At 68.2% G+C, this 25,086-nt stretch carries 22 protein-coding genes; 11 read left to right on the top strand and 11 right to left on the bottom strand.

Going from position 1 to position 25,086, the window contains the following annotated elements; translation table 11 throughout:
• Nucleotides 1-13 precede the first annotated feature (13 nt).
• Nucleotides 14-838, top strand: a complete 825-nt coding sequence (locus GSQ87_RS12180) for a pentapeptide repeat-containing protein (RefSeq protein WP_158915700.1) — start codon at nucleotides 14-16, stop codon at nucleotides 836-838.
• Here GSQ87_RS12180 and GSQ87_RS12175 read toward each other — a convergent pair.
• The 3 genes from GSQ87_RS12175 to GSQ87_RS12165 are packed head-to-tail and all read right to left on the bottom strand — an operon-like array spanning nucleotide 835 to nucleotide 6,310.
• Nucleotides 835-2,031, bottom strand: coding sequence for an MFS transporter (locus GSQ87_RS12175; RefSeq protein ID WP_158915699.1), 1,197 nt, complete (start codon nucleotides 2,029-2,031; stop codon nucleotides 835-837). The genes GSQ87_RS12180 and GSQ87_RS12175 overlap by 4 nt on opposite strands.
• Nucleotides 2,032-2,033: 2 nt before the next feature.
• Complete coding sequence (locus GSQ87_RS12170) at nucleotides 2,034-5,162, bottom strand: efflux RND transporter permease subunit (protein WP_158915698.1); 3,129 nt, start codon at nucleotides 5,160-5,162, stop codon at nucleotides 2,034-2,036.
• A complete protein-coding gene (locus GSQ87_RS12165; RefSeq protein WP_158915697.1) occupies nucleotides 5,159-6,310 on the bottom strand; it encodes an efflux RND transporter periplasmic adaptor subunit in 1,152 nt (383 codons plus the stop codon). The genes GSQ87_RS12170 and GSQ87_RS12165 overlap by 4 nt, the downstream gene beginning before the upstream one ends.
• 360 nt (nucleotides 6,311-6,670) lie before the next feature.
• On the opposite strand from GSQ87_RS12165, the gene GSQ87_RS12160 reads away from it, so the two are divergent.
• Together GSQ87_RS12160 and GSQ87_RS12155 are read left to right on the top strand one after the other, a co-directional pair.
• A complete protein-coding gene (locus GSQ87_RS12160) occupies nucleotides 6,671-7,294 on the top strand; it encodes a CDP-alcohol phosphatidyltransferase family protein (RefSeq protein ID WP_158915696.1) in 624 nt (207 codons plus the stop codon).
• 26 nt (nucleotides 7,295-7,320) lie between these two features.
• Nucleotides 7,321-7,680, top strand: coding sequence for a hypothetical protein (locus GSQ87_RS12155; protein ID WP_158915695.1), 360 nt, complete (start codon nucleotides 7,321-7,323; stop codon nucleotides 7,678-7,680).
• 3 nt (nucleotides 7,681-7,683) lie between these two features.
• Here GSQ87_RS12155 and GSQ87_RS12150 read toward each other — a convergent pair whose 3' ends face one another.
• Complete coding sequence (locus GSQ87_RS12150) at nucleotides 7,684-8,598, bottom strand: alpha/beta fold hydrolase (protein ID WP_158915694.1); 915 nt, start codon at nucleotides 8,596-8,598, stop codon at nucleotides 7,684-7,686.
• 168 nt (nucleotides 8,599-8,766) lie between these two features.
• On the opposite strand from GSQ87_RS12150, the gene GSQ87_RS12145 reads away from it, so the two are divergent.
• Nucleotides 8,767-10,290 (top strand): NAD(P)/FAD-dependent oxidoreductase, encoded by a 1,524-nt coding sequence (locus tag GSQ87_RS12145; RefSeq protein WP_216839255.1) that lies wholly within the window; start codon nucleotides 8,767-8,769, stop codon nucleotides 10,288-10,290.
• On the opposite strand, the gene GSQ87_RS12140 is transcribed toward GSQ87_RS12145, so the two are convergent.
• Both GSQ87_RS12140 and GSQ87_RS12135 read right to left on the bottom strand, forming a co-directional pair.
• Entirely contained in the window at nucleotides 10,287-13,535 is a 3,249-nt protein-coding gene (locus GSQ87_RS12140) for a fatty acyl-AMP ligase (protein ID WP_158915693.1), read from the bottom strand. The genes GSQ87_RS12145 and GSQ87_RS12140 overlap by 4 nt on opposite strands.
• A 378-nt stretch (nucleotides 13,536-13,913) precedes the next feature.
• Nucleotides 13,914-14,297 (bottom strand): tautomerase family protein, encoded by a 384-nt coding sequence (locus tag GSQ87_RS12135; protein ID WP_158915692.1) that lies wholly within the window; start codon nucleotides 14,295-14,297, stop codon nucleotides 13,914-13,916.
• Nucleotides 14,298-14,512: 215 nt separating this feature from the next.
• Here GSQ87_RS12135 and GSQ87_RS12130 point away from each other — a divergent pair, with 215 nt between their 5' ends.
• From GSQ87_RS12130 to greA, 3 genes are all read left to right on the top strand, one after another.
• A complete protein-coding gene (locus GSQ87_RS12130; RefSeq protein ID WP_158915691.1) occupies nucleotides 14,513-15,976 on the top strand; it encodes a DHA2 family efflux MFS transporter permease subunit in 1,464 nt (487 codons plus the stop codon).
• A 123-nt stretch (nucleotides 15,977-16,099) separates the two neighbouring features.
• Complete coding sequence (locus GSQ87_RS12125; RefSeq protein WP_158915690.1) at nucleotides 16,100-16,312, top strand: cold-shock protein; 213 nt, start codon at nucleotides 16,100-16,102, stop codon at nucleotides 16,310-16,312.
• Nucleotides 16,313-16,403: 91 nt separating this feature from the next.
• Entirely contained in the window at nucleotides 16,404-16,886 is a 483-nt protein-coding gene (gene greA, locus GSQ87_RS12120; RefSeq protein WP_158915689.1) for a transcription elongation factor GreA, read from the top strand.
• A gap of 135 nt (nucleotides 16,887-17,021) precedes the next feature.
• On the opposite strand, the gene aspS is transcribed toward greA, so the two are convergent.
• On the bottom strand, nucleotides 17,022-18,803 hold the full coding sequence (aspS, locus tag GSQ87_RS12115; RefSeq protein WP_158915688.1) for an aspartate--tRNA ligase: 1,782 nt from the start codon (nucleotides 18,801-18,803) through the stop codon (nucleotides 17,022-17,024).
• Nucleotides 18,804-19,014: 211 nt separating this feature from the next.
• Here aspS and GSQ87_RS12110 point away from each other — a divergent pair, with 211 nt between their 5' ends.
• Nucleotides 19,015-19,395, top strand: a complete 381-nt coding sequence (locus tag GSQ87_RS12110; protein WP_158915687.1) for a hypothetical protein — start codon at nucleotides 19,015-19,017, stop codon at nucleotides 19,393-19,395.
• Nucleotides 19,396-19,562: 167 nt separating this feature from the next.
• Here the strand turns inward: GSQ87_RS12110 and GSQ87_RS12105 are convergent, their stop codons facing one another.
• A complete protein-coding gene (locus tag GSQ87_RS12105) occupies nucleotides 19,563-20,486 on the bottom strand; it encodes a glyoxylate/hydroxypyruvate reductase A (protein WP_158915686.1) in 924 nt (307 codons plus the stop codon).
• Nucleotides 20,487-20,525: 39 nt separating this feature from the next.
• Nucleotides 20,526-21,602 carry an SDR family oxidoreductase gene (locus tag GSQ87_RS12100; protein ID WP_158915685.1) on the bottom strand — a complete coding sequence of 359 codons (1,077 nt, stop codon included), beginning with the start codon at nucleotides 21,600-21,602 and terminating at the stop codon, nucleotides 20,526-20,528.
• A 305-nt stretch (nucleotides 21,603-21,907) separates the two neighbouring features.
• Between GSQ87_RS12100 and mtgA the strand changes: the two genes are divergently transcribed.
• The gene (mtgA, locus tag GSQ87_RS12095; protein ID WP_254063141.1) at nucleotides 21,908-22,567 is read left to right on the top strand and encodes a monofunctional biosynthetic peptidoglycan transglycosylase; all 660 of its coding nucleotides are present in this window, start codon (nucleotides 21,908-21,910) and stop codon (nucleotides 22,565-22,567) included.
• A gap of 229 nt (nucleotides 22,568-22,796) precedes the next feature.
• Here mtgA and GSQ87_RS12090 read toward each other — a convergent pair whose 3' ends face one another.
• Nucleotides 22,797-23,381: a CHAP domain-containing protein gene (locus tag GSQ87_RS12090; RefSeq protein ID WP_158915684.1), complete on the bottom strand. Its 585-nt coding sequence runs from the start codon at nucleotides 23,379-23,381 to the stop codon at nucleotides 22,797-22,799.
• A gap of 142 nt (nucleotides 23,382-23,523) precedes the next feature.
• On the opposite strand from GSQ87_RS12090, the gene GSQ87_RS12085 reads away from it, so the two are divergent.
• Both GSQ87_RS12085 and GSQ87_RS12080 read left to right on the top strand, forming a co-directional pair.
• On the top strand, nucleotides 23,524-23,967 hold the full coding sequence (locus tag GSQ87_RS12085) for an NUDIX hydrolase (protein ID WP_158915683.1): 444 nt from the start codon (nucleotides 23,524-23,526) through the stop codon (nucleotides 23,965-23,967).
• 117 nt (nucleotides 23,968-24,084) lie between these two features.
• Nucleotides 24,085-24,486: a GFA family protein gene (locus GSQ87_RS12080; RefSeq protein ID WP_158915682.1), complete on the top strand. Its 402-nt coding sequence runs from the start codon at nucleotides 24,085-24,087 to the stop codon at nucleotides 24,484-24,486.
• 127 nt (nucleotides 24,487-24,613) lie between these two features.
• Here GSQ87_RS12080 and GSQ87_RS12075 read toward each other — a convergent pair whose 3' ends face one another.
• Nucleotides 24,614-25,042, bottom strand: a complete 429-nt coding sequence (locus tag GSQ87_RS12075) for a VOC family protein (RefSeq protein ID WP_158915681.1) — start codon at nucleotides 25,040-25,042, stop codon at nucleotides 24,614-24,616.
• Between the last annotated feature and the right edge of the window lie 44 nt (nucleotides 25,043-25,086).

Genomic DNA, 25,086 nt, shown 5'->3' with positions numbered 1-25,086 from the left:
CGGAGCTTCGGCCATGGACAAGGACGTAGCCCGGCGGGTGGCGCTGGGCGGGTCCTGCCCGGGCTGCGAGTTCTCGGGCCGCCAGCTGGTGGGCGCCAACTTCATGGGCGGCAACTTCGTCAACGCCGCCCTGGTGGGGACCGACCTGCGCGGGGCCAAGGTGATGGGCTCCACCTTCAACGGGGCCGACTTCACCCGCGCCGACCTGCGTGGGGCTTCGGTGGTGGCCGCCAGCTTCGTCAACGCCAACTTCTCCAACGCCCAGCTCGAAGGGGTGGAGGCGCAGGGCGCCAACTTCTCCGGCGCCAACCTGACGGGCGCGCGGCTGAAGTCTTCCACGATGGAAGCGGCTGTGTTCACCAACGCCCGGCTTGGCGGGGCGCAGTTCCACAGCGCTTCGCTGGAGGGCGCGCGGCTGAACGGGGTCCAGGCCCAGGGCGCCGATTTCAGCGATGCCGGCCTCGACGCCTCGGATTTCACCAATGCCCGTCTGCAGCACGCCTCGTTCCGCAACGCCGAACTCCATGGCGCTCGGTTCGCTGGAGCTCAACTGGATGGAGCCGATTTCCATGGCGCGGAGCTGGAGGCGGCCGATCTTCGCAACACCGACCTCTCGGGCGTGCACGGACTGACCCAGGATCAGCTCGACGACGCCTGCCTCAGCGGGCCCATGCGCCTGCCGCCGGGGCTGAAGGCGCGGGGATGCAGCCAGGTCGCGATGCACGCGCCGCCCGTCCACATCCATATCCCGCGGATCGATGTGCACGCCTCGGGGGTGGACATCCATGTGCCTGGCAGGGACGTACACGTCTCGGACGGCGACGAGGGCCCCCGCTAAGCCGCTTGTCCGCGCTGGCTTCGGGCGCCGATCAGCGACAGCAGGATCAGGCTCAAGGACAGGAGCGCGGCGACCGCGCCGGCCATGAAGGGTGCGGCCAGTCCCGCCACCTGGGCCACGCCGCCAGCGATGGGGCCCGCCAGCGCCAGGCCGAGGTCGAAGCAGGCCAGATAGGCGCCTAGGACCAGGCCCCGGCTCTCGGGACCGACGCGCCGGATCGCCTCGACGCCGAGCGACGGGAAAATCAGCGAGTAGCCGAGCCCGGTCAGGGTCGCGCCGACCAGCGCCTCGAGTCCCGATCCGGCCCGCCAGATCAACAGCAGGCCGGCGGCCTCGATCAGCAGGCAGACGATGGCGCTGCGATAGCCGCCGATGCGGTCCGGCAAGCCGCCCAGCACCAGGCGCACGCCGATATAGGCGACGCCGAAGCCGGTTAGGGCGAAGCCGGCGCCGCTCCAACCCTGGGTCTGGTAGCGCAGGGCGAGGAAGGTGACGATCACGCCCACCCCCAACGAGGCGAGCGCCATGCCCAGGCCCGGCGCCCAGATCAGCCGCAGCACACCCAGGAACGCGGCGCACCGGCTGGGCGTCAGCGGCGCGTCGGTCCAGCGGAATGCTACAAGAGCGCCCAGGGCCGGCAGGACGATGGCGCAGGCGGCCACGGCGGCGAAGCCTCCGTACCGGGCGACCGCCAACCCCGCCGGCGCGCCGATGGCCAGGGCGCCGTACATGGCGATGCCGGACCAGGCCATGGCCCGACCGGCGTTATGAGGGCCGACCCGCGCTATGCTCCAGGCCGCCAGCGCGGTGATGAACAGGCTTTCGCCCAGGCCCAGCAGCAACCGTCCGCAGATCAGCACGGCGAGCGCCGCCAGCGGCTGACCTGAGCAGGCGCTCGAGGCGAGATACAGCAGGCCGGTCAGCGACGCGCATCCCAGGCCAAGCAGCGAGGCGCGCTTTGGGCCACGGGTGTCGCAGAGCCGGCCGGCGTACTGGCGGGTCAGCAGCGTGGTCAGCGACTGCAGCCCGATCACGCAGCCGACCACCACCGGCCCGAAGCCCAGGCTGCGGTTCACGAAGGACGGCAGCACCGGCAGTGGAACGCCGATCGCCAGGAAGCCGAGGAAGGCGACCAGGCTGAACGGGATCAGCTGGCCGACGACGTTCGGGCGCGCGTCGCCGCCGGCCGTCATGCTCAGGTCGCGTGGGCGGGGACGGTTGCGGCGTCCTTGGAGTGGGCCTTCCCGGTGCGGAGCCGGTCGAGATAGATGTAGATCACCGGCGTGGTGAACAGGGTCAGGATCTGGGACACCGTCAGGCCGCCGATGATCGCCCAGCCCAGCGGCTGGCGGAACTCGGACCCGGTCCCGTGGCCGACCACCATAGGCACGCCGCCCAGCAGGGCGCAGGCCGTGGTCATCAGGATCGGCCTCAGCCGCTGGTGCGAGGCCTTGGCCACCGCGTCGCGCGCGCTCATCCCCTCCTCGCGCTCGAAGCGCAGGGCCACATCGACGATCATGATGCCGTTCTTCTTGACGATGCCGATTAGCAGGATGATGGCGATGATGCCGATGACGTTGAGATCCTGGCCCACCGCGATCAGCGCCAGCAACGCGCCCACCCCCGCCGACGGCAGGGTGGACAGGATGGTGATCGGGTGGATGTAGCTCTCGTAGAGCACGCCCAGGATGATGTAGACGGCCAGGAGCGCCGCCGCGATCAGGATCGGTTCGCTGGACAGCGACTGCTGGAACGCCTGGGCGGTGCCCTGGAACGCGCCGGTCAGGGTGGCGGGGGCGCCGAGCTTCTCGCGGGTGGCCTCCACGGCCGCGGTGGCCTGGCCCAGCGATGCGCCCTGCGCCAGGTTGAACGACAGGGTGGCGGCGGGGAACTGGCCCTGATGGCTGATCGTCAGGCTGCCGGTCGCATTGGGATCGACCCTGACGAACAGCGACAGCGGCACGGTCTTACCCGTCAGCGGCGACAGCAGATAGACCGAGTTGAAGATGCCCGGGGTGGCCTGGAGGTTGGGCGGTCCCTCCACGATCACGTGGTAGCTGTTGAGCTGGGTGAAGTACTGGGCGACCTGATGCTGGCCGATCTGGTTGTAGATCGCCGTGTCGATGTCGGCCGGCGCGATGCCGAAGCGCGCGGCGGCGTCCCGGTCGATGGTCAGCTGGACCGAGGCGGCCTGCGACTGCTGGTCGGAGCTGACGTCCCTCAGTTGGGGCAGGCCCTGGAGCGCGGTCAGCAGCTTTGGCGCCCAGGTGTTGAGCTCGTTAAGGTCCGCATCCGCTAGCGTGTACTGATACTGGGCCTGGCCGGTGCGGCCGCCGACGTTGATGTCCTGGCGCGACTGCAGGAAGGTCTGCACGCCTACCAGCTTGGCCAGCTTGGGCCGCAGCCGGGCGATGATCTGGTCGGCGTTGGCGGTGCGCGCGTCGCGCTCCGACAGGCTGATGTTGAGGTTGGCCTGGTTGGTGCTGGTGCCGCCGACGAAGAAGGCGACGCTGGTGACGTCGGGGTCCTGGCGCAGCACGTTGGCGACGGCCTCGATCTTTTCGTTGGTCTTGGCGATCGAGGCGTCCTGGGAGGTGATCATCAGGCCGCCGAGGAAGCCGGTGTCCTGCTGCGGGAAGAAGCCGGTCGGCACGGTGGCGTAGAGGATGCCCGCCCCCACGGCCGTGGCGATGAACACCGCCAAGGTGATGCGCATGTGGCGCAGCACGACGTCCAACGCATTGGCGTAGGCGGTCTCCATGTTGATGAAGCCCTGCTCCAGCGCCTTCATGATCCGGCTGGTGGGCGGCTTGGGCTTGCGCAAGAACTTGGCGCACAGCATCGGGGTCACGGTCAGCGACAGCACGATCGACAGCGCCACGGCGGCGCTGAGGGTGAGGGCGAATTCGCTCATCAACCGCCCGACCACCCCGCCCATGAACATCAGCGGCGTGAACACCGCGATCAGCGAGATCGAGATGCTGAGGATGGTGAAGGCGATCTCGCCCGATCCGGCCATGGCCGCGTGGAAGGGTTCCTCGCCCTCCTCGATGCGTCGCCAGATCACCTCGACCATGACGATGGCGTCGTCGACGACGAAGCCCACCGCGATCGACATGGCCATCAGCGACAGGTTGTCGAGGCTGAACTTGAGCGGCAGCATCACCGCCGCCGTCGCCAGCAGCGACAGCGGGATCACCACGCTGGGGATCAGGGTGGCGCGAATGTCGCGCAGGAACAGGAAGATCACCGCCACCACCAGCGCGATGGTGATCAGCAAGGTGATCTCCACGTCCTTGACCGAGGCGCGGATGGTCTGGGTCCGGTCGGCCAGGATGTGGATGCCGATCGAGGGCGGGATGTTGGCCTGCAGCGCGGGCAAGGCGGCGTTGATCCGGTTGACCGTCTGGATGACGTTGGCGCCGGGCTGCTTGTAGACGAGCAGCAGGATGGCCTGGCCGTCCTTCAGGCTTTTGTCGGTGTTGGCCTTGCCCGCGGCGACCCAGCCGCCGATCTGGTTGTTCTCGACGTCCTGGACGGCGTCGCCCATGTCGCGGATGCGGATCGGCGAGCCGTTGTGATAGCCCACCACCAGGTTGTTCCAGGTCTTGGGTTCAAGAATCTGGTCGTTGGCGTAGACGTTATAGCTCTTGCCGGTCCCGTTGATCGTGCCCTTGGGGGCGTTGACCGTGTTGTTGGTGATCGTGGTGCGGATGGCGTCGAGCTGCACGCCCAGCGCTGCGGCCTTGCGCGGGTCGATGCGGATACGCATCGCCGGCTTCTGCTGTCCGCCGATGGTGACCAGGCCGACCCCGTCGATGCGGGAGATCTGCTGGGACAGGATGTTGTCGGCGTAGTCGTCGACCGTGGTGATCGGCAGGCTGTCCGAAGCCAGCGAGATGATCAGGATCGGCGCGTCGGCCGGATTGACCTTACGGAAGCTTGGCGCGGCCGGCAGGTTGCTGGGCAACTGGGCGCTGGCGGCGTTGATCGCCGACTGGACGTCCTGGGACGCCGCGTCGATGTTGCGCGACAGGTCGAACTGTAGGGTGACGCTGGTCGTGCCGCTGGCGCTGACCGAGGTCATCTGGGTGATGCCGGTGATCAGCGAGAACTGGCGCTCCAGCGGCGTGGCGACGTTGGACGCCATGGTCTCGGGGCTGGCGCCGGGTAGGGCGGCGCTGACCTGGATGGTCGGGAAGTCCACCTGGGGCAGGGCGGCGACGGGAAGGTTGAAATAAGCGACCAGTCCGAAGACCAGGAAGGCGGCCGCGATCAGCGAGGTCGCGACCGGACGACGGATGAACGGTGCGGAGAGGTTCACGCGGCGGTCTTCTTGTCGGTCGACGGCTGGTGGATGCTGACGACGGAGCCGGGCTTCAGCGACAGCTGGCCGTCGGTGACCACGGTGTCGCCGGGGCTGACGCCGGACTTGATCACCGCCAGGTCGTCCTGGGTGACGGTCACCGTGACCGGCCGCTGGACCGCCTTATGGTCGGCGCCGACCAGATAGACGAACGCGCCCTTGGGGCCCTGGTTGACGGCGGCGGCGGGGATGGTGGTCACGTGCTGCAGGGTGTTGAGGGTCAGCTTCACGTTGACGAACTGGCTGGGCCACAGGCTGCGCGACGGATTGGGGAAGCGCGCCTTCATCAGCACCATGCCGGTAGTCTGATCGACGTGGTTGTCGGCGATGCTCAGTTCCCCGGAGCCGAGCTCCGCGCCCGTCTCCTGGCCGAAGGCCTGGGTGGTCAGCGGTCGCGTGAAGCCGTCGGAAACCTGCGACAGGCGCTCGAAGTCACCTTCGGGAATAGTGAAGGTCACCGCGATCGGCGAAATCTGGTTGACGATGAGCAGGCCCGTCGTGTCGCTGGTCGACACGATATTGCCGGGGTCGACCAGGCGCACGCCGACGCGGCCGGTGACTGGCGAGGTAATGCGGCAGTAGTCGACGTTGACCTGGGCGGCCGCGACCGTCCCCTTGTCGGTCATCACCACGCCCTCGTCCTGCTTGACCAGGGCGATCTGGGTGTCGCGCTGCTGCAGCGCGATCGAGTCCTGGGCGGCCAGGGTGACGAAGCGCTTGAGGTCCAGGCGGGCGTTCTCGAGCAGGGCCTCGTCGCGCTTGAGCGCGCCCTGGGCCTGCAGCAGCACTGCGCGATAGGGGGCCGAATCGACCTCGGCCAGCAAGGCGCCCGCCGTGACGTAGCTGCCTTCCTTGACCGGGACCCGCAACAGCTTGCCGTTGACCTGGGTGCGGATGAGCACGCCCTGCCATGGCAGGGCCGAGCCGATGGCCGTGACGGAGACCGGGACATCCTGGACCACGGCCTTGGCCGCGGCCACGGCGACGGTCGGGACCTTGGTGGTCTTGGCGGGCTTCTGCTTGCCGAACACCAGCCACAGGATGAGCACCAGCAGCAGCGCGCCCAGCAGCGCAAAGCCCCATCGGAACCGTCGAGGTCTCGCCAATTCAATCATCCTCTTTGTTCCGGCGGAGGCGATGGGCCGAGGCCAAGGCCCCAGCGAACGACGCATCCCCCCGGGCGCGAAGCCCAGCCATCATCCAATCCGGCGATTGCGGCCAGTAGCTAGAGGCCAAATTGTACTGGTGTGTTGCAGGCCGTACATCCTTGCGAGTTCGCCACCGCCGTGGGGGTCCTTAATATCCCAGCGATTCAAATTTCAAGCGCCTGTGTCCGCCCCCGAAATAATACGGCAATGTTTGTTGTCGCGCGCCGATTCGTCGGGCGGCGATCGGGTTTTTGGGGCGCGGGATCGCCCTCATGAGCGGTGGAAGTGGGCTAGGTGGCGAAGAGCTGGACACATATCATGGCCGCAGCGGTGGTCACCCCGCTGATTGGCACGGGGATAACCCCAAACCACCTGACCACGCTCAGGCTGGCGACCGGGATCGGCGCCTGCGCCGCGGTGGCGCTGGGTAGCCATGCCGGCATGCTGTGGGGCGGCGGCCTGTGGCTGCTGTCGGCCTTCCTCGATCGCGCCGACGGGGAACTGGCGCGGATCGGCGACATGATGAGCCCTGGCGGCCACAGGTACGACTACATCGCCGACGTTCTGGTCAACTCGCTGTTGTTCGTTGCGGCCGGGATCGGGGTGCGACACGGCTGGCTCGGCGTCTGGGCCATGCCGCTGGGCCTGCTGGCGACCGTCTCGATGCTGGTGTGCTGGGTGACCGGCGAGGCCTACCAGCAATTGGAAGGCTCCGGAGCGAAAGCCTATGCCGGCCGTTGGGGATTCGACATAGACGATGGGCTTTATCTGATCGCGCCGCTGATCTGGTTCGGCCTGATGAGCTTCGTCGTGCTTGGGGCCGCCATTGCGACCTCCATCATGGCGGTTATCATATTGGTGCGCTTGCAGCTCCTCAGGTCACGACTCGCCCAATCGGGGGCGGCGGGGTCGGCAAAACGCGACAAGGCCCAGCCGATGTGATCGGCCCGGCGACATAAGGAACGTTGATGCTCGGGATCGTCATGGCCTTCGTCGCGGCGACCGCCGCCGTCCAGCCGGCCACGGCGGCTTCGATAGAGTTGGCGTTCGGAAACACCATCGTATCGACCTATCCCGATGGCCGCATATCCAAGCTCTGGCTCGAGCGGGACGGGACCTTCACCGCCGAGGGGCGGACGCACAAGATCCAGGGAGGGCGCTGGACCCTGAAGGGCGACAACGTCTGCATGAAACAGCTGAAGCCCTTCCCGATCCCCTTCGCCACCTATTGCGCGCCCATTCCCCAAACCGGGATCGGCCAGAGTTGGCCCGGCAAGGCGGCGTTCACCGGAGAGCCGATCGTCAACCGACTGGTGATCGGGCGGTGAGGCTCAGTCCGCTCCAGGCGTGACGCGGTCCCCGACCGGCTCGCCCTTGAGGAATGCGACAAGTGCGGCGGCGACCTGTTGCGGCTCCTCCTGCTGGAGCCAGTGGCTGGCGGTTTCGAAATAGAGCAGCCGGGCGTCGTCGCAGAGCGCCGCGCTGGCCGCCGCCAGGCCGCGTCCCAGAAAGGCGTCGCGCGCACCCCACAGCACCAGGGTGGGGACGGCGATGCGGCGCGACCTCGGTGTCCGGGGGCTCGGGGCCGTCGTTCGCTGCTTGAGCCGCAGGGCGCGATACCAGTTCAGCATGGCGGTCATCGCCCCTGGCGCCGCCCACGCCTGGCGGTAGCGCGCCAGGTCCGCCGCGCTGAACGCGCCGGGCCGGCTGGTGCGGACCAGGACCCGGGTCAGCAGTGCGAAATTCCCAGCGCCCAGCGCCGCTTCGGGTAGGGTCGGCAGCTGGAAGGCGGCCATGTAGAGACTGCGCAGCGCCTGGACCGGGACGCGTCGCATATAGGCCTGCATGGCCTTGGGATGCGGCGCATTGAGGATCGCCAGCCGAGCGAGGCGCTCGGGATGGCGCACGCCCACCCACCAGGCGACCACGCCGCCCCAATCGTGCCCGACCAGGTCGAAGCGCTCACGGCCAAGCGAGGCGGCGAGCGCAATGACGTCGGCGGCCAAGGTGTCGATGAGGTAGGCCTCGATCCCGGCCGGCTTGTCGCTGGCGCCGTAGCCGCGCTGGTCGGGCGCCAGCACCCGGAAGCCGGCCGCCGCCAGGGCCTCGACCTGCGGGCTCCAGCTCTGCGCGTCTTCGGGAAAGCCGTGCAGCAGGATCACCAGGGGGCCGTCCTCCGGTCCGGCCTCGATGCAGCTCAGGGTCACGCCCGCGGCCGGGCGCAGGCTGCGGCGTTGCTCGCTCATGGCTGGGGCCTCTTTCCTGTGGGCGACGGCGGCGGGGACGACGTATGGGTGCGACCGATCCGGTCCATGTGACGATACCGGGTTTCGCGGCATAAAGACGATTATGACCAGTACGCACCATCTCGCCCGCCTCCGCCATGGTCCTATGGCCGCGCGGGGCGTCTGATCGTGTCGCGGGCTTTGGCGGACGGCTCTATCGAATCAGCGACCTCGGAGCCGATCCGGATCGATCACGAGGTCGGGATCGTCGGCGCGGGGTTCGCCGGCCTGATCGCGGGCCTGGAGTTGCTCGAAAGCGGCCGCTCGTCGCTGGTGGTGTTCGAGCGCGCGGCCGAGGTCGGCGGGGTGTGGCGCGACAACGTCTATCCAGGATGCGCCTGCGATATCCGCTCGCACCTCTATTCGATTGCGGCCCGGCCGAACCCGGATTGGACCTCGAGCTACGCCAGCCAGTCCGAAATCCTCGCCTACCTGAAGGGTGTCGCTCGGGACGGCGGGCTGCATGCGCATATCCGCTTCAATTCCGAAGTGATCGAGGCGTGCTATCTGGAGATGGCGGCCTGTTGGCGAGTGGAGCTGCGCGACGGGGCCGTACTGCACGTGCGCGCCCTGATCGTGGCGGCGGGACCGCTCAACCGGCCGTTCACCCCGGCGTTCAAGGGGCTGGAGCTGTTCGAAGGGACGACCGGGCATTCCTCGGCCTGGGACCCGACGCTCGATCTGGCGGGCAAGCGGGTGGCGGTGATCGGCGGGGGCGCCAGCGCGGTGCAGATCGTGCCTAACATCGCGGGCGTGGTCGGCCATCTCAGCGTGTTCCAGCGCTCGGCCCCCTGGGTGATGCCGCGCGGCGACCGGCCCAGCAGCGCGTTCGAGCGATGGCTGTTCCGGCGCGTCCCGGCCGCCCAGGCGTTGGCGCGGGCGGCGATCTTCTGGGGGCTGGAGGCGGTGGGGTCCGCCTTCTTCGGCAATGCGGCGATGAACGGGCTGTTGAAGTGGGTCGGCCTGCGCAAGCTGCGCCGCGAGGTGCGCGATCCGGCGACGCGCAAGGCGCTGACCCCGGACTACGCCATCGGCTGCAAGCGGCTGACGGTGTCGGACGACTTCTACCCGGCCTTCAACCGGCCCAATGTGACCCTGACCACCGACCCAATCGTGGAGATCGCACCGACCGGGGTGCGCACCCGCGACGGGACGCTGCACGCGGTCGACCATATCGTCTTCGCCACCGGGTTCGTGGTCGCCGACCCGGACGCCTTCCTGCGCGTGGTGGGCGCCGGCGGGCGGGTGCTGACCGAGCAGTGGGCGGTGGAGGGAGCACAGGCGTTCCGGGGGATGACCGTCGCCGGTTATCCCAACCTGGCCATGCTGCTCGGGCCCAATTCGGGGCTCAGCTACACCTCGGCTGTGCACGTGGTGGAGTCCCAGGTCCGCTACCTGCTGCAGTACCTCGACGCCCTGGGCGCGGCGGGAGAGGGGGCCGCGCTGGACGTGCGAGTCAAAGCGCAGGACGCCTACAACGCCGACGTCCAGTCCAGGCTGGCCGGCACGGTCTGGGCCAGCGGCTGCAGCAGCTGGTACATCAGCCGGAGCGGGCGCAACACCACCCTGTTTCCCGGTCCCGCCAGTCGCTACCGCCGCCTGATGTCCCGCTTCGATCCCGGCGCTTACGAGGTGCGCCGAAGCGCAGGCTAGGCCGCGTCCTGCTCGGCCAGCACCGTTGTAGGCAGCTCCACCAGCCCGGTGCGCTGCATGAATCGGAGCATGCCGGCCACCGTGTCGTGAAGCGAGGGGTCGGGCATGCCGCAGGCGGCCGCTCCCCTGGCGCGCTGGTATTCGGAGCTGTCGTAGCGCTTGAACTCCATCGCCGAGATGTTGTCGACCGACCCCACCAGGAAATCCAGCAGCGGGAACAGCAGGTCCTCGCGGGTGCAGCGCTTGATCACCTCCGGCACGAAGCTGGGCAGGTCGAACGGCTCGAACTGGCGGCCGGTCATCTCGGTGACGATGTTGGTGACGTCGATCATGTTGGCGTAGTCGTCGCGCGTCACATGGAACGTGCCCTGCGCCGTATGGGGCAGGTTCGAAATGGCCACGATGTTGTTGGCGGTGACGTCGGCCGGCATGAAGCTGACCTGGTTCAGCGCGTCCACGCCGATGCCGTACTTGATCATGAAGGCCAGCAGCCTGAGCGTGATGTCGAAGTTGGCCCCGTCGCCGTTGACCGCCGGTGTGACCAGGGCCGGTCGGAAGATGCGGGTGGTCAGGCCCCTGCGCTTGGCGTCCACCACCACCTGCTCGGCGGTCCACTTCGACTGGCTGTAGCCGAAGTCGAGCAGCTCCATGTCGTCGTTGGCGTCGCTCTCGCGCAGCACGTCCTTGGTCGCCCAGCCGTAGATGAAGGTGGTCGAGACGTAGTTGAACACCTTGGTCCGGCCGTCGAAGGCGAGCTTCAGCACCTCGTTGGTGCCGACCACGTTGGCGGTGCGCATCCGCTTGTAACTGAACAGGTAATTCACCATCGCGCCATTGTGGTAGATGGTGTCCACGTCCTGGGCGAGGCTGTCCCACACCTCGGGCTCCAGGCCCAGGCGCGGCTCGTCCAGGTCGCCGCAGACCGCGATCACCCGGCTGTCGAACGCCCGCCAGAAGGCGTCGTCCCGGCGCGAGGTCTCGGCCACCGCCGTGCGCAGGCGCTTGGCCGCATGTTCGGGACAGGTCCCGCGCACCAGGGCGTAGATCTTGGCCGGGGTCTGCTCCAGCAGGCTGGTTAGCAGGAAGGGACCGAGGAACCCGGTAGCGCCGGTCAGCAGGATTTGGCGCGGAGGATAGAGTTCCTCGCTCTTGACCTGGGGGGCCGGCTCGAAGGCGAGATGGCGGTCGGCCGCCATCATCACGTTCTCTTCGCTGCGCCGGGTCTCGTCCAGCGTGGTCAGCGACAGCCGCACCTGGGCGACGGCGGTTTCCGGCGCCTCGTCGAAGCGGGCGGCCAGGCGGAACAGCTCGGCGATGCTCAGTTGCTGGACTAGGCGGATGTCGACCTTGTCGGCCAGGTCTCGCGCGCCCTTCTTGGCCAGCAGCTCGGAGAATTCGTGCAGCAGCAGGACCAGGTCCATCGAATCCAAGCCCGCGTCGGTCAGCGAGTGGGGCTCGTCGCCGCGCAGCCGGTACTTGGCCTTGAAGAAGCCGAACGCGCCGGCCTCGGCGGTGGAATGGGCCTCGGCGTCGGTGGACTTGTCGCGGGTGAACTCACCCAGCACGCGGAACTCGCCGGCTTCCCACAGCTGTCTGGAGCGCTGGCGCATCAGCTTGCCGGAACTGGTCTTGGGCAGCGACTTGGGCGCGATCAGCACCACGCGCCCGATCTCCAGGTTCAGCCGTGCGCGGACCCGGTTGGCGATGGCCATGGCGTCGGGATTGGCGCGCATGTTGGCGGCCTCGGCCAGGATGACGATCTCCGCCTCGCCGTCGCCGCAGGTCTCCACCGCCGCCACGCCGCTCTTGCGGATACCGCTCGCCTGCTCGACGATCGCCTCCACGTCCTGCGGGTAGTAGTTCTGGCCGCGCACGATCAGCATGTCCTTGCGCCGGCCGCAGACATAGAGCTCGCCGTCGCGCATGAAGCCCATGTCGCCGGTGCGCAGGAACGGACGCGCCGGATCGGCGACCGTATCGCCGACTATGTTGGCTTCGAAGATCTCGTGGGAGACCTCGGGCCGCTTCCAGTAGCCGACGCAGCGGCTGGCGCCGGTCACCCAGATTTCGCCGACCTGGCCTTCCGCCACCCTATGCAGGCTGTCCGGATCGACGATGGCCACCTCGTTGTCGCCGAGCGGCCGGCCGCAGCTCAGGATGTGGGTGGCCGAGCCGACCTCGGAGACTTCCTCTGTCGGGCGCACCTGGCCGCACGCCAGCGCCGTCTTGTTCAGCGACAGGATGTTGCGGCCATAGGCGGACACCGCCAGCGTGTTCTCCGCCAGCCCGTAGGCGACCACAAAGCTCTCCGGCTTCAGGCCGTAGGGCTGGAAGGTCTGGAGGAATGTACGATAGACGCTCGGCTTGATCGGCTCGGCCGCGGCCATCAGGATCTTGAGCGAGCTCAAGTCCAACTGCTCCAGGATCGCCTGGGAGATGCGGCCCGGCCGCAGGCAGTGCTCATAGGCGAAGTTCGGCGCGGACGAGGCGGTCGCGCGGTACTTGGTGATGGTCTCGAGCCACAGCGCCGGACGCTGGATGAAGCTCGTGGGGGAGAAGCCGTACAGGGTGCCGCCGCCGATGGCGGTGTTCAGGTAGTAGCCGATCAGGCCCATGTCGTGGTGCTGGGGCAGCCAGGACACCGTGACGGGATCGGGATGGTCCAGCACCAGCTTCGAATTGGCCAGGATGTTGTCGTGGCTGACCACCACCCCCTTGGGATCGCTGGTCGAGCCCGAGGTGTACTGGAGGAACAGCACGTCGGAGGGCGGGGCTTCGCGCCCCTGAGGCATGGCCTCATGCATTTCCTCGGTGATGATCCAGGCCAGCGCGGTCAGCGGGTCGGCCTGCGCATCCTCGTGGGCGAGCATCTGCTCCATACCGGGGCGCGAGATCAGTACGCCCGCCGCCTGGCAGTCGCGGGCGACATGGCGCATGCGGAACAAGGCCGCGCCGCCCGAATGGGACGAGGGGGCCGGGACCGGCACGGGGATGAGGCCCGCCTTGGTGCAGGCGAAGAAGGCGCAGATCATCTCCAGGCCGGGAGGGTAGGCGAGCAGGAGGCGGTCGCCGGGAACCAGGCGATCGTCCGATCCCAGATGGCTTGCGATGACCCCCACGCGGTCCAGGAAGGTCGCGTAGGTGAGGCTGCTCACCGGTTCGCCGTGCGCGTCGAGAAAGACGTAGAGCGGCTTGTCCGGCTGCCTGTCCGCCCAAAGTTGGACGGTCGCAAGAACATTACCCATAGATATCTCCGCCCCGCACATAGGCTACGCTTCATTTGCACGTGGCAGGCGCAAAAGCCTAGCAAGCTTTCCCGTCGGTCGGCCAAGGCGCCGAACTGAGGCGAATCTGGGCCGGGATCGACCATTCATAGTGCGCTTATCGGCCATGGGCCAACGCGGCTTATGGCGCACCCCACGATCGCGGATGCTGCTCGGGCGATCGAAGCCCCAAATCCGGTGGCTTCAATGGGGTGCGAAAGGGACGAGCATGGGTGCGCGCGCTGTGCCGCGAGATACCAGGTGACGAGCGGACCACAGGGTGTAGGCGCTCTGCTCGAATGTCATCCGCCCATCCCCGCGCCAACGCTCAACATGAACACGGCCGAAGTCTACGGGCCGCTACTCCGCGTACTGGGCTACGCCGTCGCCGAAGGACCAATTCTCCTTCTTCACCTCGATCAGGTTGATGAACACGTCCTGGCGGCGCAGGCCCAGCGACGCGTTGAGGCCGTCGGCGATCGCCTTGTAGAGGGCGCGCTTCTGATCGATGCTGCGGCCCTCGTTCAGCGAGATCTGGATCATCACCAGGTCGTCGGTGCGCTGGACGCCAAGATAGGTCGGGTCGTAGACGAAGCCGTCCTTGTCGTGCTCGGCGATGAGCTGGAAGCGGTCGTCCTTGGGCACGTTGAAGGCCTGGCCGAGCGCGTCGTAGACCACCTGCCCGATCTGGCGGCGATATTCGGCGCTCTTGCCCTTCAGCAAATCGATGCGGACCTGCGGCATGGGGAGTGTCCTCTTCCTGGGGGCGAGGCTTCGATGCCTGAGCCTCATGTATATACATCGATATGTCCCCGCGAGGGGCGCAGGCGACGCCGAGGAGATCGCTTCCTCTCCACAAGCCATTGGCCTCGCCGCCGGCGTTGCCCGCCAAGGCTCCGTCGCATTCAGGCCGCACGACGGTTGTCCGCCTGGGGCGGGAAGCGTAGTCCCTTGCCGACATGGCCGCTCCCTCCGACTCCGGCGCCCCGCTCACCGCGGTGGAGCGCAACCCGAACCTGCGCCTGCTGATCCCGGGGATCGTGGCGATCGGCTTCCTGATGGAGATGCTGGACACCACCATCATCACCACCGCCATCCCGGCCATGGCCAAGACGCTGCGGGCGACGCCTCTGGCCATGAACCTGGCGGTGACGACCTACGTGCTGACGCTGGCGGTGTTCATCCCGGTCAGCGGCTGGTTCGCCGATCGCTTCGGCGCGCGGCGGATTTTCGCCCTGGCGCTTTTGACCTTCACGCTCGGCTCGGTGCTGTGCGGCCTGGCGGTCGACCTGCCCATGCTGATCGCGACCCGGGCGCTGCAAGGGTTGGGCGGGGCGATGATGACACCGGTCGGCCGGCTGATCCTGATCCGCAGCTTCCCGCGCAACCAGCTGGTCAAGGCCATGACCTATATGACCTTGCCGGCCATCGTCGGGCCGGTGGTGGGGCCGGTGCTGGGCGGCTTCCTGACCACCTACGCCTCGTGGCGGTGGATCTTCTTCATCAACATCCCCTTCGGCCTGCTGGGAACGGTCCTGGCCTTGCGCTTCATCGAGGATGGCGAGGGCGAGGCGCCGAAGCCCTTCGATGTTCCAGGGTTCGTGCTGTTCGGACTAGGCGTCGCCTTGTTGCAGTATGGCCTGGAAGGCGTCGGGCGGGGTGGCTCGCCTCTGCTGGTGGCGGCGATCCTGGGCGGGGCGGTGGTGATGCTGCTGGTCTTCGCGGTCCACGCCCGGCGGATCGCGGCGCCGATGGTCGACCTCACCCTGTTCCGCAACCGCGCCTTCAGCGTCGGAACGCTGGCGGGCGGGCTATGTCGCATCGGGATGAACGGCACGCCCTTCCTGCTGCCGCTGATGTTGCAGATCGGTTTCGGCCTCAGCCCCTTCAACTCAGGCCTGCTGACCTTCGTCAGCGCGATCGGGATATTGGGAATCCGCCCCGTCTGCGGGCGCCTGCTGGCGACGTTCGGCTTCGACCGGGTGCTGATCGGCAGCGCCGTCCTGGCGGCGATGGTCACGGCGGGATTCGCCCTGTTCGGTCCCCATACGCCGCACTGGATCCTCGCCATCTATATGCTGGCGTTCGGCATGGTGCGGGCCACCCAGTTCATGGCCTCCAACAGTCTGTCCTACGCGGACCTGCCGCGAGGGCAGCTCAGCGGTGCGACCAGCCTCGGCGGGGTGCTCCAGCAGCTCAGCGTCAGCTTCGGCGTTTCGGTGGCGGCGACGCTGCTTGGGCTGTTCGCCGGCCCCGCCCACCTGCTCACGCCGACGCGTTTCCACGAGGTGTTCCTGGCCATGAGCCTGATCCCGCTGCTGGCCCTTCCCGGCTTCCTGACGCTTCGCCCGGAGGACGGCGTCCAGGTCAGCGGCCATGTGCGTGGCCGGCGTCGAGACCCCCTGTCCCAGGCCGCGCAGTGAAGCTAAACTAAGGCGAGTTCCGCGCCGCCAAGGAATTCGTGCTAGGTGCGCGGCTCCGCGGTCTTTCGCGCGTTCATATCCAACGGCACAGTGCGCCGTTCAATTCAGATGGAGATACCCTGCATGCCGACTGGGACGGTCAAATGGTACAACCCCGAGAAGGGTTTCGGATTCATCTCGCCGGTGGACGGCGGGACCGACGTGTTCCTGCACGTCAGCGCGGTTGAAGCCGCTGGTCACGGCGACCCCTACGAGGGCGACCGGATCAGCTACGACCTCGAGAAGGACCGGAACAACCGCTCGTCGGCTGTGAACCTGCGGAAAGCCGAGAGCTGAGGCATAGGTGGCGCATAGGCCAGGTGGGTCGCGAGACTGCATTTGGCCTCCCGCTCATCCTGCAAGACAAGGGAGCGGTTGGTCCTAGACCATGAGCGTCGCCTTCACCCGCGAAGAAGACAGCGAGGCGGCCGCCGCCGATCTTCCCGATCGGCCGATCTCCCCGCATCCCAACCTGGTCACGCCCGGGGGGCTAGTTCAGCTTGAGGCGGCGCTTGCGAGCGCACGCGCAGCCTATGCCGCCGCCCAGGCCGGCGGCGAGGTCAAGGCGGATCGCACCGCCATGGCGCGGGCCACGCGAGACCTGCGCTATTATGGGGCTCGGCGCGCCTCGGCCCAGCTGGTGGAGCCGCCGGCGGAGGGCGATCGCGTCGCGTTCGGGTGCAGCGTCACCTTCGAGCGCGAGGACGGCCGCACCCAGCGTTTCCGCATCGTCGGCGAGGACGAGGCCGATCCGGCGCACGGCAGCGTCTCCTACCTCTCCCCGCTCGCCCGCGCCCTGCTGGGCAAGGCGGTGGGCGAGTTGGGAACGCTGGCCGGCACCGAGGTCGAGATCACCGCCATCGCCTGTTGAGGACCAGGGCCGCCTTGACCCCGGCTGCGTGCTTCGAGACGCGCTCCTCAGCATGACGAAGGTTGGCGGAAACCACTCCCGTGGTCATCCTGAGGAGCCCCGCAGGGGCGTCTCGAAGGACGCAGCACGCTTGCGCTAGATCTTGATCGGCGCGACCACGCGGATGTGCAGGTCCTTCATCTGCTGGTCGCTGACCGGCGAGGGCGCCTGCATCATCAGGTCCTGCGCCTGCTGGTTCAGCGGGAAGGCGATCACCTCGCGGATGCTCGACGCGCCCGCCAGCAGCATGACGATGCGGTCCACCCCCGGCGCAATGCCGCCGTGGGGCGGGGCGCCATAGCGGAAGGCGTTCAGCATGCCGCCGAACCGCGCCTCGACCTCCGACGCCGCATAGCCGGCGATCTCGAAGGCGCGCAGCATGATCTCGGGCTTGTGGTTCCGGATCGCGCCGGACGACAGCTCCACGCCGTTGCAGACGATGTCGTACTGGTAGGCCAGGATATCCAGCGGGTCCTTGCCGTTCAGCGCCTCCAGCTCGCCCTGGGGCATCGAGAAGGGATTGTGCGAGAAGTCGACCTTCTTCTCGTCCTCGTTCCACTCGTACATCGGGAAGTCGACGATCCAGCAGAACTTGAACTGGTTCTCGTCCACCAGGTTCAGGTCGGTCCCGACCTTGGTGCGCGCCAGGCCCGCGAACTTGTAGAAGGCGTCCGGCTCGCCGGCGGCGAAGAAGACTGCGTCGCCGGTCTTCAGGCCCAGTTGCGCGCGCATCGCCTCGACCCGCTCGGGACCCAGGTTCTTGGCCACCGGACCCGCGCCGCCGTCCTCGCCCTCGCGCCAGAAGATGTAGGCCAGGCCCGGCTGGCCCTCGCCCTTGGCCCAGTCGTTCATCCGGTCGCAGAAGGCGCGCGATCCGCCGCCCGGCGCCGGGATGGCCCAGATCTCGGCCTTGGGGTTGTCCAGGATACGGGCGAACACGCCGAAGCCGCCGCCGCGGAAGTGCTCCGACACCGCCCGCATCTCGATCGGGTTGCGCAGGTCGGGCTTGTCGGAGCCGTACTTGCGCACAGCCTCGCGGAACGGGATGTGGGGGAAGGCGCCGCTGGTCACCGGCCGCTCGCCGCCGAACTCCTCGAACACGCCGCGCATCACCGGCTCGATGGCGGCGAACACGTCGTCCTGGGTGACGAAGCTCATCTCCATATCGAGCTGGTAGAACTCGCCGGGCGAACGGTCGGCGCGCGCCGCTTCGTCGCGGAAGCAGGGCGCGATCTGGAAGTAACGGTCGAAGCCCGACACCATCAGCAGCTGCTTGAACTGCTGGGGCGCCTGGGGCAGGGCATAGAACTGGCCCGGATAAAGGCGCGACGGCACCAGGTAGTCGCGCGCGCCTTCCGGCGAGGAGGCCGTCAGGATCGGGGTCTGGAACTCCATGAAGCCCTGGTCGATCATCCGCCGGCGCAGGCTGGCGATCACCTGGGAGCGCAGCACGATGTTGCGATGCAGCGTGTCGCGGCGCAGGTCGAGGTAGCGGTACTTCAGCCGCAGCTCTTCGGGATAGTCCGGCTCGCCGAACACCGGCACCGGCAGCTCGGCGGCTTCGGACAGCAGCTCCAGGTCCTGCACCCGGATCTCGATCGCGCCGGTGGGCAGGTTGGGGTTCACCGCCTCGTCGGAGCGCGCCAGCACCTCGCCGTCGATGCGGATCACGCTCTCGGCGCGGGTCCGCTCGGCGATGGAGAAGCCCGGCGTGGTCGGCGACAGCACCAGCTGGGTGACGCCGTAATGGTCGCGCAGGTCGATGAACATCAGCCCGCCATGGTCGCGCTTGCGATGGACCCAGCCGGACAGCCGGACCTTGCGGCCCACGTCGGAGGCGCGCAGCGCGCCGCAGGTGTCGGATCGATAGGCGTGCATGGCGTTTCCGCACGCAGGGCGCGCGGTCTTCTTCAGCGAAACGGGAGGGCCGGAAGGGCCATGCGCGCGCCGCCTTGTCAAGGCGACGGGGCCAGCGGTCGGTTTGCGCGAGAGCGACGCATCGGCGGTGAAGCCTTTCGGTAAAAGATGCGTTCCTGTGTCACCGGACGGCGCGCGATCTGCTACACTGTCCACTTTCAGAGGACCCGCGATGCTGAAGGATCGGGCGAATCCCCTGCACCCCGGCGCGCTGCACGCCGACCGGTCCGAGCCTCCGGCCCCCTGCGGCCGCTGCGGCAAGCTGGTCGACGCCCACACCATGCTGCTCTGGTCGGAGCGGCGGCGGCTGAAAATGCCCGCCGACGAGGCCGGCGGTTTCCGCTACGAGCATCGCGACCACCACCACGCCGTCTGCCCCACCTGCTACGGCCAGCTCGCCAGCGGCGGCGAGGTGCTGGAACTGAGGCGCCGGCGGGGGATCGCCATTCTGCTGGCGATCATGCTCGTCGGCATCCTGGTGGTGCTGACCATGCCCATCCTCATGCCCCACCTCCTCGCCGCCTTCTGGCAGAACGGGGCCGGCGGGCGGTAGGCGTCGCGCGTGCTTCGAGACGCCCCTGCGGGGCTCCTCAGCATGACGAGGGTTGTAGTTTCAGGAAGATTCTCGTCAGCGCACACCCAGATGCGTCATGCTGAGGAGCGGCGGGAGCCGCGTCTCGAAGCACGCAGGACTGAGCCGCCGCCCCTCGCGCAACACCACTAGCGTTCGACCGCTCCACTCACCGGCTGTCCCGCGCGCAAGCCGTCCAGCTTCACCAGGATCTGTCGGATCGCCGGCTCGGGCAGGGTGGACGCTGCGACATGGGGCGTTAGCAAGACGCTCTTGCACCGCCAGGCGGGACTGTCGGCCGGGAGCGGTTCGGCGGGCAGGACGTCGAGCAGGGCGCCGCGCAGGCGGCCGGCGTCGATCCGGGCGCACAGGGCCTCGATGTCGATCAGGTCGCCGCGCCCGACATTGATCACGCCCGCGCCCTGGGCCAGCCGATCCAGCCGCGCCCCATCCAGCAGGCCCCGCGTGGCCGGGGTGGACGGCAGCACGGCGGCCAGCACGTCGGTCTTGGGCAGATGCGCGTCCAGGGCGTCCAGGCCGTGGATGCAATCTACGCCCTCGATTTCGCGCGGCGAGCGCGACCAGCCCGTCACCGTGTAGCCGAACGCCGCCAGGGCCCTGGCCACCGCGCCGCCGAGCTCGCCCAGGCCCATCACCGTCACCCGCACCTCGGACGCCGACCGGGGCGACTGCGCCCGCCACAGCGCCTCGGCCTGCTGGGCCGCATAGGCGTCGAAGTCGCGCTGGAAGCGCAGCACGCCGAACAGCACGTACTCGACCATCTGCTGCGCCATGCCGGCGTCGGTCAGGCGGATCAGCGGGACGTTGTGCGGCAGGTCCGTCCGCGCCGCCAGGTCGTCCACCCCCGCGCCCAGGGCGAACACGCCCTTAAGGTTCGGAATGGAGTCGAAGAACCCCACGGGCGGCCGCCAGACCAGCGCATAGACTGCCCCATCCTGCGGCGGCGGTTCCGGCCAGACCCGCAGCTCCAGCCCGGGTGCGAGCCGGCGCACGGCCGCCGCCCAGGCGTCCGCATTGGTCGGGTGGTGCAGGTAGAAGGCGGGTTGGGTCATCCGGCGGTCATTACCGGGCCGCCCTGTCGACGCAAAGCCTCAGCCTTTGGCCTTGATCTCCGCGCGCACCTTCTTGCGCGTATCGCGCCGCACCCGATGCAGGCGTAGCGCGTCGTAGGCCGCGAAGGTCATGGCCACCGCTGCGCCGGCTGCGAACAGGACGGCGGCGGTGGTCTGGGGCTTCATCTGGGCGGTGGTGAACAGGCTGGTCTGGCGCACGGCGAAGTAGGGGACCCGTTCGCGCAGGCCACGGCCGGCCTTGTACAGGGCGTCGCCGCCCACCGCCGCGCTTTCCTCGCCGCCGCGGCTGAGCAAGGGGATCGCCCAGGCCAGCATCGGCTCGGTCAGGGCCGGTGCGACCAGTCCCAGCACCGCCAGCGCCCAGCCGGCCCCGCCCACGGTGATCTCCCGCGTTGGGGTGGCCGCGGCGTAGAGGATAGCCTCGGCGGCGATAGGCGCGGCGTAGACCGGCGGCGGGTTCTTGGTCGGTGCGCCCAGATAATTGCGGGCGTGCTCGCGATAGGGGGTGTCCAGCGCGCCGGGCTTGATCAGGGTGACGACGATCTGGGGCGCGTCCCTGGACAGTTCCATCCGGAGCGCATTGGTGAAGCCCTTCACCGCGTGCTTGGAGGCCGAATAGGCGCCCTGGATCGGGATGGCGAAGTCCGACAGCACAGAGCCGACATTGATGATCGCCCCGCCGCCGGCCCGCGCCTTCAGGTGCTCGGCGGCGACCAGCGAGCCGTTGACCACGCCCCAGTAGTTGGTCTCGAACAGGCGGCGCTGGTCCTCCAGCGGCGTCTCCTCCAGCTTGCCGTAGATGCCCACGCCCGCATTGTTGATCCAGGTGTCGAAGCCGCCGTACAGGCTGTCGGCCTTGGCCGCGACCGCGCGCATCTGGGCCTCGTCGGCCACGTCGGCGGGCTCGTAGGCGGCGACCCCGCCGCGTGCGTGCAGTTCCTCGCACAGGGCGCGCAGGGCCTGTTCGTTGCGCGCGGTGAGCAGCAGCTTGGCCCCGCGCCCGGCCGCCAGCCGCGCGGTCGCCAGGCCCAGGCCCGAGGTGGCGCCGGTGATGACGATGGTCTGGGCCGACACGGGCTTGAGGGTGGGGCGCATGGCGGGCTCCTTGGGATGTTGAGGATCAACGGGGGCGTGCGAAGCGGGGTTCCGCGCAGCGGAGTCGCAGTTGACCTCGACCTTGGCTGCTGGCTACCACGGTGGGCGAGTGGTGCGAGCGAGGTATTCGGGTGGCGGCGTCTCCGCGCATCAACAAGGTGCGGCGATCGCCCGCCCGGCCCGGCGGCGGCCCGCGCGCGCCCAAGCCTTCGAAACCCCGGACCTGGCGGCCCAAAGGCGGCCTGAAGTCCTCGCGTCCCGGACGCGGCGCACGACCGCCCCGACGCTGGGGCCGCTGGGCGGCCATCGCCCTGGCGGTGCTGCTGCTGGGACCGATCGTCGTGACCCTGGCCTATCGCTTCATCCCGCCCCCGATCACTTTGCTGATGGTCCAGCGGCTGGCCGAGGGGCAGGGGCTGCACAAGGCCTGGCGGCCGCTGTCGCGCATCTCGCCTACGCTGGCGCGCTCGGTGATCGCGGCGGAAGACGCGGGGTTCTGCACCCACCACGGCTTCGACATCGCGGCGATGCAGAAGGCGGCGGCGCACAATGCGCGCGATCCCGGCCGTATCCGCGGCGGCTCGACCATCAGCCAGCAGACCGCCAAGAACGTCTTCCTCTGGCCCCAGCGCTCTTACGTGCGCAAGGGGCTGGAGGCCTATTTCACGGTGCTGATCGAGACCCTGTGGGGCAAGCGGCGCATCCTGGAGGTGTACCTGAACGTGGTGGAGTGGGGCCCTGGCGTCTATGGCGCCGACGCCGCCGCCCAGCGCTATTTCCATCACGGGGCCGAGGCCATCACCCCGCTGGAGGCCTCGCGCCTGGCCGCCATCCTGCCCGACCCGCTGAAGTGGAAGGCGGTGCGGCCCGGCCGCTACGTCCTGCGCCGCAGCCGCCGCATCGGCGCGGGCGCCGAGACCGTGCGTGCGGACGATATGGCGGGGTGTGCGCTTGGGGGTGGGTAAAGGGGGCGGCGGACGCGCCTTGAAGGCTTCGGGCTGCCCTTGCAGCCTTCTGGCACGCTAAGAGGCGGATCGACTTCTTAACCGCTCATCCCGGCGAATGCCGGGACCCAGATCGTATCGCTGCACGTGATGGGGACGATCTGTGGCAGAACCTCAAAATCTGAAGCCGCGCCCTATGATCTGGGTCCCGGCATTCGCCGGGATGAGCGGATCAGAATTTGAGTCAGGCTCAGTTCCCGCCGGTCAGGCCCAGCGAGGTGGCGGCCGAGGAGTCGGTGACGGCGGCCGAGCTGGCCGAGGCGGCGGCGCCGGAGGCGATGCGGGTGGCCACGTTGGCGGCCTGCTGGGCGGCGCGATAGACGAAGCCGTAGGTCGGATAGATGGTGGTGCCGAGGTTGTGGTTGGGGTCGTACCAGACCTTCACCTGGCTCCAGTCGCCGGTCGGCGAGACGTCGACCACGGTGACGTCCTTTTCGATCTGGCCGCGATGGCCGTTGATCATCGACCAGTTGGCGTGGGTTACCTGGATGATCCGGTCGGTCAGCACGTGGCTGACCACCGCCACATGGCCCTTGGCCATCACGCCGGAGGCGCGGAACACCAGCACCGAGCCGGTCTCGGGGGTGAAGCCGCGGGCGTACTTGCCCATGGCCTGGCGCCACCAGCTGGCCGCGTCGCCGAAAATCTGGATGCCGGAGAAAAGCCGCGCGAACTGGGCGCACTGGAGGCTGGACGATTGGGCGTGGGCGGCGGGTGCAAGGCTCGCACCTGCGAGGGCGACCGACACGAATACGGCCGACAGACGCTTGCGCATAAAAGGAATTCCCTCGCCGCCCTTACACACGTGTGAGAGTGAAGGTGACGGCGAAGGGTGAAAAGATACTTACCAGTCGCGCTTGCGCGGTGTTTCGTCACGGATACTCAGACGACACACAGTCGCGCCTGGGGGGACACATATGGCCACAATCCAGACTCACGCTGGCCCGCCTGAGGCGTTGACCCGTCGACCGGTTCCGGCGGTGGGGGTGGTGTGTCTTCGCGGCCGCGAAGTGCTGTTGGTGCGGCGCAGCAAACCCCCGCGTCAGGGCGAGTGGAGCCTGCCGGGCGGCCGAATCGAGTGGGGCGAACGCACCGCCGACGCGGCCTTGCGCGAACTGGTCGAGGAAACCGGGGTGGAGGCCGAGTTGACCGGCCTGATCGACGTGGTCGACGGCGTGTTCGGCCCCGACACCCACTATGTGCTGATCGACTACGCCGCCCGCTGGCTGTCGGGCGAGCCCCGCGCCGGCGACGACGCCGCCGACGCGGCCTTCCACTCGCTCGACGCGCTGGAGGGGCTGGGTCTCTGGGACGAGACCCGGCGGATCATCCTGATGGCGGCGGTGCTCGACGCGGGGTGAGGGGCGCCGTCTGCTTTCGACCCAATGCGGACTTTCCGCGCCGTCCGAAGGCTGGATTGATGCGTTGCGCGCCAACCGCTACCTTTCAGGCTCGACGCTTGCCATGGTGGTCATCCGATGACGCTTTCCTGCCTTTGCGGTCACGTCCACGTCACGGTGGATAGACGGCCGGAGTTCATCAATGAATGTAATTGCACGCTGTGCAGTAAAGCGGGCGCTCGCTGGGGATATTTTCCGCCATCTGAAGTGAGCATCGAGGGCTCGACGAGAGGATACTGCCGAGCGGATAAGGAAGATCCGAATGCGGAAGTCCATTTCTGCGCCGAATGCGGTTCGACAACCCATTTCGTCCTGACCAAAGGCGCCGTGTCGAAGTTCGGGAACACGCTCATGGGCGTCAATATGTGGCTGGCGGATGAGCGCGACCTGTGCGGCGTCGAAGTGCGTTATCCCGACGGACAGGCTTGGTCCGGCGTCGGCGGCTTTGGCTATATCCGGGAGGCTCGAATCATCAGTTGAGAAGCGGCACGAGATTGACCGCTTTCCACCCAGAGCGGACATTCTCGCAAATGAGCGGATTAGGGGAGTGGGGGCGTTCAGTCCTGACTAATCCGGCCGCGTCGAGATCGCACCGTTGCAACCGCCCTCAGGTCGCGAACAGCTGGTCCATGTCGGCAAAGGCCTTGAACTCCAGCGCGTTGCCGGCGGGGTCGAGGAAGAACATGGTGGCCTGCTCGCCGACCTGGCCCTCGAAGCGGATGTAGGGCTCGATCACGAAGGCCGTTCCCGCTGCGCGCACGCGCTCGGCCAGGGCGCGCCAGGCGTCCATCCCCAGCACCACGCCGAAATGGGGCACCGGCACGTCGTAGCCGTCGACGGGGTTGTGGTGGGCGTCCGCCGCCGCAGCCGTCCGCCTCTCCTTCAGGTGGGCGACGATCTGATGGCCGAACAGGTCGAAGTCGATCCAATGGTCGGAACTGCGCCCCTCCGGACACCCCAGCACCTCGCCGTAGAAGCGCCGCGCCGCGGCCAGATCGTCCACCGGGAAGGCGATATGGAAAGGGGTCAGGGTCATGTCGCTATGGATAGCTCACGGCGTGCGGGCTTCAAGGGGAAAGC

It is taken from the genome of Caulobacter sp. S45 (genome assembly GCF_009765965.1).
Taxonomy (GTDB): domain Bacteria; phylum Pseudomonadota; class Alphaproteobacteria; order Caulobacterales; family Caulobacteraceae; genus CAHJWH01.
The sequence above is the reverse complement of the archived record's forward strand: the minus strand, read 5'-3'. Positions and strand labels throughout refer to the sequence as shown.

Coding starts and splice junctions, on each gene's coding strand:
- greA (WP_158915689.1), top strand. CDS start 16,404: ATGAGCGTCGCCTTCACCCGCGAAGAAGACAGCGAGGCGGCCGCCGCC.
- GSQ87_RS12130 (WP_158915691.1), top strand. CDS start 14,513: ATGGCCGCTCCCTCCGACTCCGGCGCCCCGCTCACCGCGGTGGAGCGC.
- GSQ87_RS12110 (WP_158915687.1), top strand. CDS start 19,015: ATGCTGAAGGATCGGGCGAATCCCCTGCACCCCGGCGCGCTGCACGCC.
- aspS (WP_158915688.1), bottom strand. CDS start 18,803: ATGCACGCCTATCGATCCGACACCTGCGGCGCGCTGCGCGCCTCCGAC.
- GSQ87_RS12175 (WP_158915699.1), bottom strand. CDS start 2,031: ATGACGGCCGGCGGCGACGCGCGCCCGAACGTCGTCGGCCAGCTGATC.
- GSQ87_RS12180 (WP_158915700.1), top strand. CDS start 14: ATGGACAAGGACGTAGCCCGGCGGGTGGCGCTGGGCGGGTCCTGCCCG.
- GSQ87_RS12125 (WP_158915690.1), top strand. CDS start 16,100: ATGCCGACTGGGACGGTCAAATGGTACAACCCCGAGAAGGGTTTCGGA.
- GSQ87_RS12100 (WP_158915685.1), bottom strand. CDS start 21,602: ATGCGCCCCACCCTCAAGCCCGTGTCGGCCCAGACCATCGTCATCACC.
- GSQ87_RS12150 (WP_158915694.1), bottom strand. CDS start 8,598: ATGAGCGAGCAACGCCGCAGCCTGCGCCCGGCCGCGGGCGTGACCCTG.
- GSQ87_RS12105 (WP_158915686.1), bottom strand. CDS start 20,486: ATGACCCAACCCGCCTTCTACCTGCACCACCCGACCAATGCGGACGCC.
- GSQ87_RS12080 (WP_158915682.1), top strand. CDS start 24,085: ATGACGCTTTCCTGCCTTTGCGGTCACGTCCACGTCACGGTGGATAGA.
- GSQ87_RS12155 (WP_158915695.1), top strand. CDS start 7,321: ATGCTCGGGATCGTCATGGCCTTCGTCGCGGCGACCGCCGCCGTCCAG.
- GSQ87_RS12085 (WP_158915683.1), top strand. CDS start 23,524: ATGGCCACAATCCAGACTCACGCTGGCCCGCCTGAGGCGTTGACCCGT.
- GSQ87_RS12135 (WP_158915692.1), bottom strand. CDS start 14,297: ATGCCGCAGGTCCGCATCGATTTGCTGAAGGGCAAGAGCGCCGAATAT.
- GSQ87_RS12140 (WP_158915693.1), bottom strand. CDS start 13,535: ATGGGTAATGTTCTTGCGACCGTCCAACTTTGGGCGGACAGGCAGCCG.
- GSQ87_RS12090 (WP_158915684.1), bottom strand. CDS start 23,381: ATGCGCAAGCGTCTGTCGGCCGTATTCGTGTCGGTCGCCCTCGCAGGT.
- GSQ87_RS12075 (WP_158915681.1), bottom strand. CDS start 25,042: ATGACCCTGACCCCTTTCCATATCGCCTTCCCGGTGGACGATCTGGCC.
- GSQ87_RS12160 (WP_158915696.1), top strand. CDS start 6,671: ATGGCCGCAGCGGTGGTCACCCCGCTGATTGGCACGGGGATAACCCCA.